A 13545-nucleotide genomic window follows, 5' to 3' on the forward strand; every position below is an offset into this window, starting at 1 on the left:
GTGTCGCGTCATTGCTTGAGGCCCCAGCTTTCGCTGGGGCGACGGAGGTGCGCGTTGTTAGCTGACAAGGATCGCATCTTCACCAACGTCTACGGCTTCCAGCCCTGGGGGCTGAAGGCGGCGCAGGCGCGAGGCGATTGGGACAATACCAAGAAATTGCTCGAGATCGGCGCCGATACGATCATCGACCGGATGAAGGCGTCGGGTCTGCGCGGGCGCGGTGGGGCAGGGTTCCCGACCGGCACCAAATGGGGCTTCATGCCCAAGGAGCCGCGGCCCGACCGGCCCAATTTCCTGGTGATCAACGCCGACGAATCCGAGCCCGGCTCGTGCAAGGACCGCGAGATCATCCGCCACGATCCGCACAAGCTGATCGAGGGCGCTTTGGTCGCTGGCTTCGCGATGCGCGCGCGCGCCGCGTACATCTATATCCGCGGCGAATATATCCGCGAGGCGGAGACGCTCTTCGCCGCGGTCGCCGAGGCCTATGACGCCGGGCTGATCGGCAAGAATGCTTGCGGGTCGGGATACGATTTCGACGTATTCGTCCATCGCGGCGCGGGCGCGTACATCTGCGGCGAAGAGACCGCGATGCTCGAAAGCCTGGAAGGCAAGAAGGGTCAGCCGCGGCTCAAGCCGCCATTCCCGGCCGGCGCCGGCCTCTATGGCTGTCCGACCACGGTCAACAACGTCGAATCGATCGCGGTGGCGCCGACCATCCTGCGCCGCGGCCCCGAATGGTTCGCGAGCTTCGGCGCCGAGAATAACCGCGGCACCAAGCTGTTCCAGATCAGCGGCCATGTGAACAAGCCGTGCGTGGTCGAGGACGCCATGTCGATCCCGTTCCGCCAGCTGATCGAGGAACATTGCGGCGGCATTCGCGGCGGCTGGGACAATCTGCTTGCGGTGATCCCGGGCGGATCGTCGGTGCCGCTGGTGCCGGCGGCGCAGATCATGGACTGCCCGATGGATTTCGACGGACTCAAGGCAGTGGGTTCGGGCCTCGGCACCGCGGCGGTGATCGTCATGGACAAGTCGACCGACATCGTCCGCGCGATCAGCCGCATCAGCTATTTCTACAAGCATGAGAGCTGCGGCCAATGCACGCCGTGCCGCGAAGGCACCGGCTGGATGTGGCGCGTGATGGAGCGGCTGCGGACCGGCGATGCCGATGTCGGCGAGATCGACACGTTGTTCAACGTCACCAAGCAGGTCGAAGGCCACACCATCTGCGCGCTGGGCGATGCTGCCGCCTGGCCGATCCAGGGCCTGATCCGCCATTTCCGCCCCGAACTCGAGCGCCGCATCGCGGAGCGCCAGGGCGGGGATCTGGCGCCGATGCAGGAGGCTGCGGAATGATCGTTCTGCTCGCAACGCTGATGGTCGGAGCCGCCATTGCTCCGCAGCCGATTGTCGACACACCTTCAGGTCCCGAGATCGCCGAATGCGTAGTCGACAACGATAAGGCGGACGTCCGCGTTCTGCTGAAAACCGTTCCGGGCTCGCCTGCCGAGGCGAAAGTGATCGAAAAGGTGCTCGTCTTCTATGGCGGGTGCAGCAATAACCAGCGGGCAACCGGCACTTTTTCCTGGCGGGAGCGTGCGGAGATCGCCGAGGCCGCCTTGGCCGGCACGCTCGATCGTAAGGGTCCCGATATCGTCGCGGCCGTAGGGCAGGAAGGTTGGGGCCTCGCTCTGCCGTCGAGCAGCAAGGCGTCGGTCGACTATGATCCGGTCAATGTCGGTGTACGGACGCTGGGCGACTGCATCGTACGCGCCAATCCGCAGGGCGCGCTCGCGTTGGCGCGCACCGCTCGGGGCAGCGCGGGCGAAACGGCGGCGGTCAATGAGCTGTCCGGAAATCTGGCGGCGTGCCTGCCCGCCGGGCAGACGCTCAAGCTCAAGCGGCAGGATCTGCGACTGGTCGTCGCCGAGCCGCTCTATCACCTGTTGTCGAGGTAAACGGCGCTCATGCCTAAACTCAAAGTAGACGGGATCGAGGTCGAAGTCCCCGCCGGCGCCACGGTGCTCCAGGCGTGCGAGGCGGCCGGCAAGGAAATCCCGCGTTTCTGTTATCACGAGCGGCTGTCGATCGCCGGCAATTGCCGGATGTGCCTGGTCGAAGTGAAACCGGGGCCGCCCAAGCCCCAGGCGTCGTGCGCGCTGCCGGCGGCGGACAACCAGGAGATTTTCACCAACACGCCGATGGTGAAGAACGCGCGCGAAGGCGTGATGGAATTCCTGTTGATCAACCATCCGCTCGATTGCCCGATCTGCGATCAGGGCGGCGAGTGCGATCTGCAGGATCAGTCGATCGCTTATGGCCGCGGCAATTCGCGCTACACCGAGAACAAGCGCGCGGTGACCGAGAAGTATATGGGTCCGATCGTCAAGACGGTCATGACCCGGTGTATCCAGTGCACCCGCTGCATCCGGTTCGCCGAGGAAGTCGCCGGCGTCGAGGAAATCGGCGCGATCTATCGCGGCGAGGACATGCAGATCACCTCGTACCTCGAACAGGCGGTGACGAGCGAATTGTCGGGCAATGTCGTGGACTTGTGCCCGGTCGGCGCGCTGACCTCGAAGCCGTACGCGTTCGAGGCGCGGCCGTGGGAGCTCAAGAAGACACTGTCGATCGACGTGATGGACGCGGTCGGCACCAACATCCGCCTCGACAGCCGCGGGCGCCAGGTGCTGCGCGCGCTGCCGCGGGTCAATGACGACGTCAACGAGGAATGGGCGACCGACAAGACTCGTCACGCGGTCGATGGCCTGGTCCGCCAGCGTCTCGACAAGCCGTATGTCCGCAAGCAGGGCAAGCTGGTCGCGGCGACCTGGGATGAGGCATTCGCGGCGATCGCGGCGGTGAAGGCCGGTAAGAGCGTCGCGGCGATCGCCGGCGATCTGGTCGATTGCGAGACGATGTTCGCGGCCAAGGCACTGGTCAAGGCGATGGGCGGCTCGCTGCTCGAAGGCCGCCAGACCGGCATGGATTACGACGTATCGAATCTGGCCGCGGTCAATTTCAACACGACGATCGCCGGCGCCGAGACGGCCGATGCGATCCTGCTGGTCGGCACCAATCTGCGCTGGGAAGCGCCGCTGGTGAACACGCGCATCCGCAAAGCGATCAAGAAGGGCGCCAAGGTCTTCGCGATCGGGCTCGAGACCGATTTGACCTACAAGGTCGAGTGGCTCGGCAACGATCTGTCGCTGCTCGGCAACCTGCCCCAGGCGGCAGCCGATGCGCTCAAGAGTGCGGAGCGCCCGATGATCGTCGTCGGCGGCGCGGCGCTCAAGGGTGCTCATGGCGCGGCGCTGGCGCTCGCCAAGACGCTTGGCGTCGTGAAGGACGGGTGGAACGGCTTCAACGTCGTGCACTTCTCCGCCGCGCGGATGGGCGGGCTGATGCTCGGCTATGCGCAAAAGGGCGGGATCGCCGACGTGGTCGCGGCAAATCCGAAGCTGGTCTTCCTGCTCGGTGCGGATGAGGTCGATTTCTCGAAGCTTTCCAAGAGCTTCAAGGTCTATATCGGCCATCATGGCGACAAGGGCGCGGCGGCCGCCGACGTCGTTCTGCCGGGCGCGAGCTATGCCGAAAAGGCCAGCACCTTCGTCAATCTCGAAGGCCGCGTGCAGCGCGGCGAGCGGGCGGTGTTCCCGCCGGGCGATGCGCGTGAGGATTGGACGATCCTTCGCGCGCTGTCGGAGAAGCTCGGCCAGACGCTGCCGTTCGACACTTTCGAGGAACTGCGCGCGCAGATGGCGCTCGATGTTCCCGCGCTCGGTCAGACCGGGCTCGTCAGCTTCGACTGGAATCCGCCGTCGCTCGACGCCAAGGGCGCTGGCGAAGTCGACTATCCGATCAAGGACTTCTACCTGACCAACGCGATCTGCCGCGCCAGCCCGACGATGCAGCAATGCTCGGCTGAGTTGCTCCACGGCCAGACCTTTGCGGAGGCCGCGGAATGACTGCGTCGTTCGATTGGTTGATGCGCCGGATGCCCCAGATCATGGTGGTCTGCGCCGTATTGTTTTATCTTTCGAGCGTGATCAGCTCGGTTGCAGCCAATGAGGCGATCCGGTCGCTCACCGACGATTACGTGCCGTTCGTTGCCAAGCTCCGGGCCGTGGTCCTCATTTTCTTTCAACCGCTTGTCCCGGCGTTGCTGCTGGCGGCCGGCGCCGCGGCTCTGTGGCGGTTCGACCGCTGGTGGGCGGCGCGCCTTGCGGAGACGGCAGCATGACCTCCTGGTTCACTTATCTCGGTATGGACTATGGCTGGGCCTGGTTCATCGCCACGATCATCGACATCCTGGTGATCGCGCTGCCGCTGATGCTGGCGGTGGCGATGATCATCTATGCCGATCGCAAGATCTGGGCGGCGATGGCGCTGCGCCGCGGTCCCAACGTGGTCGGTCCGCTCGGCCTGCTGCAATCGTTCGCCGACGGCCTCAAGGTCTTCCTGCAGGAAACGATCATCCCTTCGGCGGCGAACAAGGGACTGTTCCTGCTCGCGCCGATCATCACCTTCACGGTGGCGCTGATCGTCTGGGCAGTGGTGCCGTTCCAGGCGGGCGTGGTGCTCGCCAACATCAACGTCGGTCTGCTCTACGTCCTCGCGGCGTCGAGCCTCGGCGTCTACGGCATCATCATCGCCGGCTGGGCGTCTAACTCGAAATATCCGTTCTATTCGGCGCTTCGTGCCGCGGCCCAGATGGTGAGCTACGAAGTCTCGATCGGCTTCGTGCTGATCTCGGTCGTGTTGTGGGCGAACAGCTTCAACCTCACCGCGATCGTCGAGGCGCAGAAGGGCTTCGCCTGGGGCTGGGTCAACGGCAATTTCATCAATCCGTTGCTGTTCCCGATGGCGGTCGTGTTCTTCATCTCGTCGCTCGCCGAAACCCAGCGCGCGCCATTCGACCTGACCGAGGCGGAATCGGAACTCGTTGCCGGGTATCAGACCGAATATTCGTCAATGAGCTTCGCGCTCTACTGGCTCGGCGAATATGCCAATGTGATCCTGATGTGCGCGCTCAATGCCGTGCTGTTCTGGGGCGGCTATCTGCCGCCGCTCAACGTCGGCTGGATGTATGCGGCGCCGGGGATCCTCTGGCTGTTCCTCAAGATCCTGGTGTTCTTCTTCCTGTTCAGCTGGGTGAAGGCGACGGTGCCCAGGTACCGTTACGACCAGCTGATGCGGCTGGGCTGGAAGATCTTCCTGCCGCTGTCGCTGTTCTGGGTGTTCCTGGTGTCTGGCTATCTGATGCTGACGCGTGTGGGAGTTGGGTCATGAGCGTCGCACAGATCATCAAGTCGTTCACCTTGTGGGAATTCATCAAGGCCCACGCGCTGACCTTCCGCTACATGTGGAAGGCCAAGGCGACGATCAATTATCCGTTCGAGAAGAACCCGATCTCGCCGCGTTTTCGCGGGGAGCATGCGCTGCGCCGTTATCCCAATGGCGAAGAGCGCTGCATCGCGTGCAAATTGTGCGAGGCGATCTGTCCGGCGCTGGCGATCACGATCGAGGCCGAGCCGCGCGACGACGGCAGCAGGCGCACCACGCGCTACGACATCGACATGACCAAGTGCATCTATTGCGGCCTGTGCCAGGAAGCCTGCCCGGTCGATGCCATCGTCGAGGGTCCGAATTTCGAATTCGCGACCGAAACGCGCGAGGAGCTGATCTACGACAAGGCCAAGCTGCTCGACAATGGTGACCGCTGGGAACGCGCGATCGCCGCGAACCTTGCCGCCGATGCACCGTATCGTTAAGCGCGCCGCAACAGTGGGACGCACCATGATTCACCCCCTTTCCGTCATCCCAGCGAAAGCTGGGATCTCAAGCGGCTCTTGTCCCGCGATCCTGCACAAGACCCCAGCTTTCGCTGGGGTGTCGGTGCAGTAATGATCCAGGCAATCGCCTTTTACCTCTTCGCCGCGGTGGTGCTGATCTCCGGGTTCATGACGATCACGTCGCGCAACCCGGTTCATTCGGTGCTGTGGCTGATCATGGCGTTCTTCAACGCTGCCGGGCTGATGCTGTTGTGCGGCGCCGAGTTCATCGCGATGCTGCTGATCATCGTCTATGTCGGCGCGGTCGCGGTGCTGTTCCTGTTCGTGGTGATGATGCTCGACATCGATTTCGCCGAGATGCGCGCCGGGTTCGTCCGCTATGCCTTGATCGGGTTGGCTTTCGCGATTCTGCTCGCGGCAGAGGTCGTCGTCGCCCTGCTGGGGTGGTCAGCCGGCGGGCTGGAACTCGATCGGCGTATCGCGCCGACGCCGGACAAGGTCCCCAATATCGAAGCGATCGGGCATTTGCTCTATTCGCATTATCTGTTCGTGTTCGAAGCCGCCGGGCTGGTGCTGCTGGTCGCGATGATCGGCGCGATCGTGCTGACGCACCGCACGCGTGGCGGGGTCAAGGGCCAGAAGATCAGCCGCCAGGTCGCGCGCCGGCCGCAGGACGCGACGCGCAACATGCAGCCGCCGGTCGGCCAGGGGGTGGAATTGTGATCGGCCTGACGCATTATCTGGTCGTCGCCGCGATCCTGTTCGGGATGGGCGTGCTCGGCTTGATCGCCAACCGCAAGAATCTGATCATCATGCTGATGTCGATCGAGCTCATCCTGCTCGCGGTGAATCTCAATTTCGTCGCCTTTTCGGCCTATCTGCACGATCTGGTCGGCCAGGTATTCGCGATGTTCGTGCTGACCGTCGCCGCCGGCGAGGCAGCGATCGGGCTTGCCATTCTGGTGATCTATTTCCGCGGGCGCGGGACCATTGCGGTCGACGATGCCAACCGGATGAAGGGGTGATGGTGATCTATTCCGTCATGCCAGCGAAAGCTGGCATCTCCTTGTTGTCTGGCATGCTCTTGCCGCTTGAGACCAGCGAAGGGTTGAGCATGCCTCGCATGCTCAAGGCCCGTCCGGGGGACGGGCCGACCCATCGCTCTTTCGCTGGGGTGACGGGTGTCGCATCATGATCCAGCTCATCGTTTTCCTGCCGCTACTGGCTGCCATCATTGCCGGGCTCGGCAATCGCGCGATCGGCAATGTGCCGGCCAAGGTGCTGACGACCGGCGCGTTGTTCGCGTCGTGCGCGCTCAGCTGGCCGATCTTCATCCATTATCTGACCGGCGGCGATCCCTATCCGGTAACCCAGGTGTTCACCTGGATGAAGTCGGGTGATCTCGACGTCTCCTGGGCACTGCGCGTCGACGCGCTGACCGCGGTGATGCTGGTGGTGATCACCAGCGTCTCGGCGCTCGTCCACCTCTATTCCTGGGGGTATATGGACGAGGATCCGGATCAGCCGCGGTTCTTCGCCTATCTGTCGCTGTTCACCTTCGCGATGCTGATGCTGGTGACCGCTAACAATTTGGTCCAGATGTTCTTCGGCTGGGAAGGCGTCGGTCTTGCCAGCTATCTGCTGATCGGATTCTGGTTCAAGAAGCCGAGCGCCAACGCCGCCGCGATCAAGGCGTTCGTCGTCAACCGCGTCGGCGACCTGGGCTTCATGCTCGGCATCTTCGGCACGTTCCTGGTGTTCGGTACCGTCTCGATTCCCGAGATACTCAGCGCCGCGCCGCACATGGCAGGCTCGACGATCGGCTTCCTCGGCTATCGCTTCGACACGATGACGGTGCTGTGCCTGTGTCTGTTCGTCGGCGCGATGGGGAAATCGGCGCAGCTCGGCCTGCACACCTGGTTGCCCGACGCGATGGAGGGGCCGACCCCGGTGTCGGCGCTGATCCACGCTGCGACGATGGTGACCGCCGGCGTGTTCATGGTTTGCCGCCTGTCGCCGATGTTCGAGACCAGCGAGGTCGCGCTCGACTTCGTGGTGTTCATCGGCGCCGCGACCTGCATCTTCGCCGCGACGATCGGTACGTGCCAGAACGACATCAAGCGCGTCATCGCTTATTCGACCTGTTCGCAGCTCGGCTACATGTTCTTCGCGGCCGGTAGCGGTGCGTATGGCGCGGCGATGTTCCATCTGTTCACGCACGCTTTCTTCAAGGCGTTACTGTTCCTCGGCGCCGGCTCGGTGATCCATGCGATGCACCACGAGCAGGACATGCGTTTCTATGGTGGCTTGCGGAAGCAGATCCCGGTCACCTTCTGGGTGATGCTGATCGGCACGCTGGCGATCACCGGCGTCGGTATTCCGGGCGTGCTCGGCCTGCCGCAGATCGGGTTCGCCGGCTTCCATTCGAAGGACGGCATCCTCGAGCTCGCTTATGCCTCGGGCCGCGGCACCGGCGCCTTCTGGGTCGGTATCCTCGCGGCATTGCTGACCAGCTTCTATTCGTGGCGGCTGATGTTCCTGACCTTCTGGGGCACGCCGCGCTGGGCGCAGTCGGAGCATATCCAGCATTCGTTGCATGACGGCCACGGCCACGACGCCCATGCCCATGATGATCATCACGACCATGCGCATGGCGACGGCACCGGCGGCTATCATCCGCACGAGAGCCCGTGGTCGATGCTGATCCCGCTGATCCTGCTGGCGACCGGAGCGGTGCTGGCGGGATTCGTCTTCCACAGCTGGTTCATCGAGCCGGACTCGGGCGAGCGCTTCTGGCGCGGCGCGATCGCGTTCAACGAGCATCTCTACCATTCGGCGCACGAGGTGCCCGTGTGGGTGAAGCTGTCGGCGACGATCGTGATGCTGCTCGGCCTGCTCGGCGCCTGGATGGCCTATATCTGGCGGACCGACATCCCGGCTCGCTTCACGAGCACGTTCCGGCTGCTGTACGACTTCGTCTACAACAAATGGTATTTCGACGAGCTCTACGACCTCCTGTTCGTCCGTCCCGCCTTCGCGTTCGGCCGCCTGTTCTGGAAGGCTGGCGACGAGGGCCTGATCGACCGCTTCGGGCCCAACGGCTCGGCCTGGGTGGTATCGCTCGGCAGCCGCGTCACCGGCCGCCTGCAAACCGGATATGTCTACACTTATGCCTTCGTCATGCTGATCGGCCTGACCGCCGCCGTTACCTGGGCGATCGCGCAATGAGCGGCATCCTGTCCCTGATGCTCGCCATTCCCGCCCTCGCGGCGGTGGCGTGCCTGTTCCTGAGCGCCAACGGCGCGCGCTGGCTGGCGCTGATCGCGACGTTGCTCGACCTCGTGCTCGGCGCGGTACTGTGGAGCCAGTTCCAGATCGGCGGCCCGCAATGGCAGTTCGTCGAGAACGTGCCGCTGTTCGGCAGCTTCAGCTGGTCGCTCGGTATCGACGGTTTCGCCTTGCTGCTGATCGAGCTGTCGGTGTTCCTGATGCCGATCTGCATCGGCGCCAGCTGGGAAGCGATCCAGAAGCGCGTGCCCGAATATATGGCGGCGATGCTGCTGACCGAAGTGTTGATGATCGGCACCTTCGCGGCGCAGGATCTGTTCCTGTTCTACATCTTCTTCGAAGGTGGCCTGATCCCGATGTTCCTGATCATCGGTATCTGGGGCGGCGCCAACCGCATCTACGCGGCGTACAAATTCTTCCTCTACACGTTGCTCGGCTCGTTGCTGATGCTGGTGGCGATGCTGTGGATGGTGAACGAGGCGCACACGACCAGCATCCCGTTGCTGCTCAACCATGATTTCCCAGTCCATGCGCAGACCTGGCTGTGGCTGGCGTTCTTCGCGTCGTTCGCAGTCAAGATGCCGATGTGGCCGGTCCATACCTGGCTTCCCGACGCGCACGTCCAGGCGCCGACCGCGGGGTCGGTGATCCTGGCCGGCGTGCTGCTGAAGCTCGGCGGGTACGGCTTCCTGCGCTTTTCGGTGCCGATGTTCCCGGAAGCGTCGGCTTCGTTGACCTGGCTGGTGTTCGGTCTGTCGGCGGTGGCGGTGATCTACACCTCGCTGGTCGCTTTGGTGCAATCCGACATGAAGAAGCTGATCGCTTATTCGTCGGTCGCGCACATGGCGATCGTGACGATCGGCCTGTTCGCCTTCAACCAGCAGGGGATCGAGGGCGGAATGATGGTGATGCTGGGCCATGGCCTGGTGTCGGGCGCGTTGTTCCTGTGCGTCGGCGTGATCTACGACCGGCTGCATACCCGCGAGATCGCGCGCTATGGCGGTCTCGCCAACAACATGCCGCGCTATGCGGTGCTGTTCATGGTGTTCACCATGGCGTCGGTCGGCTTGCCAGGCACCAGCAACTTCGTCGGCGAATTCCTCAGCCTGGTCGGCGTCTATAAGGTGTCGACGACGATCACCTTGCTGTGCACCACCGGCATCATCCTGGGCGCGGCCTACATGCTGTACCTCTATCGCCGCGTCGTGTTCGGCGAGATCAAGTTCGATGACGTCCGGGCGATGACCGATCTCAGCCCACGCGAACTCACACTGTTGGTGCCGATCGCCGCGGCGGTGCTGTGGATGGGCGTCTATCCCGAGAGCTTCCTCGCGCCGATGCGCAGCGACGTGAAGATTCTGCTCCAGCGGATCGATCGCGCCAGGCCGGCCGGCGATGCTCGGCCGACGCCGCCCACAAATCCTCAGGTCAAGGCCGGGGAGGGCCACGCGTAATGGATTGGATCGCTTCGCTTCAGGCGACGCTTCCCGAATTGGTCCTGTCGGTCGGCGCGCTGGCGCTGATGCTGGTCGCCGCCTGGGGCGGGCAGGGCTCGACCCGCGCGGTCAGCTGGACCGCGGTGGCGGTGCTGCTCGGCGCGGGCATCGCGCTTGCCGGGCCGGCTTCCTATGCTGGTGTCGTGTTCGACGGCCTGTATCGTGCCGATGCCTTTGCCGCGTTCGCCAAGGTGCTGATCTACGTCGCCGCCGCCGTCTCGATCGTGATCGCGCCGCGCTTCTTCGCGCGCGGCGACGGCGACAGCCTGCATCCCGAATATCCGGTGCTGATCCTGTTGTCGGCGGCGGGCATGGGGATGATGGTGTCGGCGGGCGATCTGCTGACACTCTATGTCGGGCTCGAGCTACAGAGCCTTGCGGCTTATGTCCTCGCCAGCTTCATGCGCCGCGACCAGCGTTCGGCCGAAGCCGGCCTGAAGTATTTCGTGCTGGGCGCGCTCGCCTCGGGCATCCTGCTGTACGGGATCAGCCTGGTCTATGGCTTTTCGGGCACGACGCTCTTCACTGACATCGCCCGGAGCTACGCCGCTATCGTCCCCGGCCAGCATCATTTCGGGCTGACCTTCGGCCTGGTATTCGTGTTCGCCGGCCTGGCGTTCAAGATGTCGGCGGTGCCGTTCCACATGTGGACGCCGGACGTTTATGAAGGCGCGCCGACGCCGGTGACGACCTTCTTCGCCTCGGCGCCCAAGGTTGCCGCGGTGGCGCTCGGCGTACGCGTCGCGATCGAGGCGATGGGGCCGGCGATCGGCGAATGGCGCCAGATCGTGATCTTCGCCAGCCTTGCCTCGATCATCTTCGGCGCGGTTGCCGCGATCGGCCAGAAGAACGTCAAGCGTCTGTTGGCTTATTCGTCGATCAACAATGTCGGCTTCCTGCTTGTTGGCTTGGCGGCGGGAACGCAGGCCGGCGTGGCGGCGGTGCTGTTCTACCTGACAGTCTATATCGCTATGACGCTTGGCGGATTCCTGATCGTGCTCCAGATGCGCGATGCGGAAGGCAATCCGGTCGAGACGATCGATAGTCTGGCGGGCATGTCGGAATCCCATCCCGGCCTAGCCTTCGCCATGTTGGTCTTCATGTTCTCCCTCGCAGGTATTCCGCCGATGCTCGGCTTCTTCGCCAAGTTGGCGGTGTTCAATGCCGCTATAAGCGCGGGCCTGTACCCGCTGGCGGTTGTCGGCTTCGTCGCCTCCGTGATCGGCGCCTATTATTACCTGCGGATCATCAAGGTGATGTATTTCGACAGCCCGGCGCCGGCCTTCCAGCGCAGCAACGCGCTGGTCGAATATGGTCTGATCACGCTACTGGCGCTGTTCATCTCGCCGGTTGGCTGGTTCGCGCTCAAGCCGCTCGGTGTCGCGACGATGGCGGCGGCGAAGGCGCTGTTCTGATCGCCGATACAAGCGGCCGTATCCGCACCGTGGCGGGAACCGGCTCGACCAACGCCGACATGATCGCGCTGGCGGCGTCCGGCTTGGAAGAGGGTGTGTGGCTGCGTGCCGAGCGCCAGACAGGCGGGCGCGGGCGGATGGGTCGGTCCTGGATCTCACCGCCAGGCAATCTCTATGCGAGCACGCTGGTCCGCGTCCGCCCGAGCGATCCGCCGACCGCAACGCTCACTTTGGTCGCGGCAGTCGCTCTCGAAGAAACCGTTTCGGCTTACGCTCCCGGCGTGGCGCTGCTCAAATGGCCCAACGATCTGTTGATCCATGGCGCCAAAGTGTCGGGCATCCTGCTCGAGCGCGCGGTCGATGCCGTGGTGGTCGGGATCGGAGTCAATCTGGCGCATTACCCGACCGATACCGATCGCCGCGCAACCAGCCTCGCTGCTCATAATGCCGCCGTCGCACCGGAAGACTTTATCGAGACGCTGGCCGAGGCGTTCGCGCGTTGGGTCGAATGCTGGCGCGGGCAGGGGATTGACATGATCCGTCGCCGTTGGGTTGCCCACGCGCATCCGACCGGCACGCCGCTCAACGTTCGTTTGCCCGACGGCGAGGCGATCGATGGGCTGTTCGACGGTCTCGATCCTGACGGCGCGCTCATCCTTCGCTTGGCGGACGGCACGCGGCGTGTCATTCACGCGGCGGACGTGTTCCTGCTGTGATTTCTCCGGATGGGAGCTTGAATTCCATGCTGCTCGCGATTGACGCCGGCAACACCAATGTCGTTTTCGCGCTGCTCGATGGCCGCGAGGTGAAAGGCCGATGGCGCATCGCCACCGACCCCCGCCGTACCGCCGACGAATATGCCGTGTGGCTGACCCAGTTGCTGAGCATCGAAGGCTATGACCGCAGCCAGGTCGACGGCGTGATCATCTCGACCGTGGTGCCGCGCGCGACGCATAATCTGCAATGGCTGGCGGAGAAATATTTCAAGACCGATGCACTGATCGCCGGGCAGAAACCGGTCGAATGGGGTATGGCGATCGACGTGCAGGAGCCGCAGAGCCTGGGCGCCGACCGCGCGGTCAACGCCATCGCGGCGCATGCGCTGCATGAAGGCGATCTGATCGTGATCGATTTCGGCACCGCCAGCACGATCGACTGGATCGATTTTCGCGGCGCGTACAAGGGCGGGATCATCGCACCGGGTATCAATCTGTCGCTCGATGCGCTGGTCAGCGCCGCCGCCAAGCTGCCGCGGATCGCGATCGAGGCGCCGGCCGATCCGACCGTGATCGGACGCGATACCGTCAGCCAGATGAATATCGGCATCTATTGGGGCTATATCGCGATGATCGAAGGGCTGGTCGCGCGGATGAAGGCGGAGATCGGCCGCCCGGCCAAGGTGATCGCGACAGGTGGGCTCGCGCTGCTGTTCGAGCAGCATACCAATGTGTTCGACGTAATCGAGCCTGATCTGACCATCCAGGGGCTAGCGATGATGTGGGAACGGGCGCAGCGATAGCCGTCACCTTGCGATCTTATCCGTCATCC

13 protein-coding genes are annotated in these 13545 nt (G+C 63.8%); all 13 read left to right on the plus strand.

The annotated features are described in order from the left end of the window. The first annotated feature begins 54 nt into the window (after positions 1-54). The 13 genes from nuoF (at position 55) to AC1DQQ_RS06995 (ending at position 13516) form a co-directional block, all read left to right on the plus strand. Positions 55-1359: an NADH-quinone oxidoreductase subunit NuoF gene (nuoF, locus tag AC1DQQ_RS06935; protein WP_478044687.1), complete on the plus strand. Its 1305-nt coding sequence runs from the start codon at positions 55-57 to the stop codon at positions 1357-1359. Beyond that, on the plus strand, positions 1356-1961 hold the full coding sequence (locus tag AC1DQQ_RS06940) for a hypothetical protein (RefSeq protein ID WP_478029256.1): 606 nt from the start codon (positions 1356-1358) through the stop codon (positions 1959-1961). Before nuoF ends, AC1DQQ_RS06940 begins: the two co-directional genes overlap by 4 nt. 9 nt (positions 1962-1970) lie before the next feature. Continuing rightward, positions 1971-3971 (plus strand): NADH-quinone oxidoreductase subunit NuoG, encoded by a 2001-nt coding sequence (gene nuoG, locus AC1DQQ_RS06945; protein ID WP_478044688.1) that lies wholly within the window; start codon positions 1971-1973, stop codon positions 3969-3971. Beyond that, positions 3968-4246, plus strand: a complete 279-nt coding sequence (locus tag AC1DQQ_RS06950; RefSeq protein ID WP_478044689.1) for a hypothetical protein — start codon at positions 3968-3970, stop codon at positions 4244-4246. The genes nuoG and AC1DQQ_RS06950 overlap by 4 nt, the downstream gene beginning before the upstream one ends. Then, on the plus strand, positions 4243-5295 hold the full coding sequence (nuoH, locus tag AC1DQQ_RS06955) for an NADH-quinone oxidoreductase subunit NuoH (RefSeq protein ID WP_478041740.1): 1053 nt from the start codon (positions 4243-4245) through the stop codon (positions 5293-5295). Before AC1DQQ_RS06950 ends, nuoH begins: the two co-directional genes overlap by 4 nt. Further along, positions 5292-5777: an NADH-quinone oxidoreductase subunit NuoI gene (nuoI, locus tag AC1DQQ_RS06960; protein ID WP_066804838.1), complete on the plus strand. Its 486-nt coding sequence runs from the start codon at positions 5292-5294 to the stop codon at positions 5775-5777. Before nuoH ends, nuoI begins: the two co-directional genes overlap by 4 nt. Positions 5778-5909: 132 nt before the next feature. After that, the gene (locus tag AC1DQQ_RS06965) at positions 5910-6521 is read left to right on the plus strand and encodes an NADH-quinone oxidoreductase subunit J (RefSeq protein WP_478041739.1); all 612 of its coding nucleotides are present in this window, start codon (positions 5910-5912) and stop codon (positions 6519-6521) included. Continuing rightward, on the plus strand, positions 6518-6823 hold the full coding sequence (nuoK, locus tag AC1DQQ_RS06970; RefSeq protein ID WP_066592512.1) for an NADH-quinone oxidoreductase subunit NuoK: 306 nt from the start codon (positions 6518-6520) through the stop codon (positions 6821-6823). Before AC1DQQ_RS06965 ends, nuoK begins: the two co-directional genes overlap by 4 nt. A 166-nt stretch (positions 6824-6989) precedes the next feature. After that, on the plus strand, positions 6990-9026 hold the full coding sequence (gene nuoL / locus AC1DQQ_RS06975) for an NADH-quinone oxidoreductase subunit L (RefSeq protein WP_478044690.1): 2037 nt from the start codon (positions 6990-6992) through the stop codon (positions 9024-9026). After that, entirely contained in the window at positions 9023-10540 is a 1518-nt protein-coding gene (locus AC1DQQ_RS06980) for an NADH-quinone oxidoreductase subunit M (protein ID WP_478044691.1), read from the plus strand. The genes nuoL and AC1DQQ_RS06980 overlap by 4 nt, the downstream gene beginning before the upstream one ends. Then, a complete protein-coding gene (gene nuoN / locus AC1DQQ_RS06985; RefSeq protein ID WP_478029248.1) occupies positions 10540-11997 on the plus strand; it encodes an NADH-quinone oxidoreductase subunit NuoN in 1458 nt (485 codons plus the stop codon). The genes AC1DQQ_RS06980 and nuoN overlap by 1 nt, the downstream gene beginning before the upstream one ends. Positions 11998-12017: 20 nt before the next feature. Next, complete coding sequence (locus AC1DQQ_RS06990) at positions 12018-12713, plus strand: biotin--[acetyl-CoA-carboxylase] ligase (RefSeq protein WP_478029530.1); 696 nt, start codon at positions 12018-12020, stop codon at positions 12711-12713. Positions 12714-12739: 26 nt separating this feature from the next. Further along, positions 12740-13516, plus strand: coding sequence for a type III pantothenate kinase (locus AC1DQQ_RS06995; protein WP_478029247.1), 777 nt, complete (start codon positions 12740-12742; stop codon positions 13514-13516). Positions 13517-13545: the final 29 nt, after the last annotated feature.

The organism is Sphingomonas sp. P4_G3, from assembly GCF_056401105.1.

What these genes read in the sequence shown, in the direction of transcription:
- AC1DQQ_RS06980 (WP_478044691.1), top strand. Translation starts at nt 9,023, where the DNA reads ATGAGCGGCATCCTGTCCCTGATGCTCGCCATTCCCGCCCTCGCGGCG.
- nuoG (WP_478044688.1), top strand. Translation starts at nt 1,971, where the DNA reads ATGCCTAAACTCAAAGTAGACGGGATCGAGGTCGAAGTCCCCGCCGGC.
- AC1DQQ_RS06965 (WP_478041739.1), top strand. Translation starts at nt 5,910, where the DNA reads ATGATCCAGGCAATCGCCTTTTACCTCTTCGCCGCGGTGGTGCTGATC.
- nuoH (WP_478041740.1), top strand. Translation starts at nt 4,243, where the DNA reads ATGACCTCCTGGTTCACTTATCTCGGTATGGACTATGGCTGGGCCTGG.
- nuoL (WP_478044690.1), top strand. Translation starts at nt 6,990, where the DNA reads ATGATCCAGCTCATCGTTTTCCTGCCGCTACTGGCTGCCATCATTGCC.
- nuoI (WP_066804838.1), top strand. Translation starts at nt 5,292, where the DNA reads ATGAGCGTCGCACAGATCATCAAGTCGTTCACCTTGTGGGAATTCATC.
- AC1DQQ_RS06995 (WP_478029247.1), top strand. Translation starts at nt 12,740, where the DNA reads ATGCTGCTCGCGATTGACGCCGGCAACACCAATGTCGTTTTCGCGCTG.
- nuoN (WP_478029248.1), top strand. Translation starts at nt 10,540, where the DNA reads ATGGATTGGATCGCTTCGCTTCAGGCGACGCTTCCCGAATTGGTCCTG.
- AC1DQQ_RS06950 (WP_478044689.1), top strand. Translation starts at nt 3,968, where the DNA reads ATGACTGCGTCGTTCGATTGGTTGATGCGCCGGATGCCCCAGATCATG.
- AC1DQQ_RS06940 (WP_478029256.1), top strand. Translation starts at nt 1,356, where the DNA reads ATGATCGTTCTGCTCGCAACGCTGATGGTCGGAGCCGCCATTGCTCCG.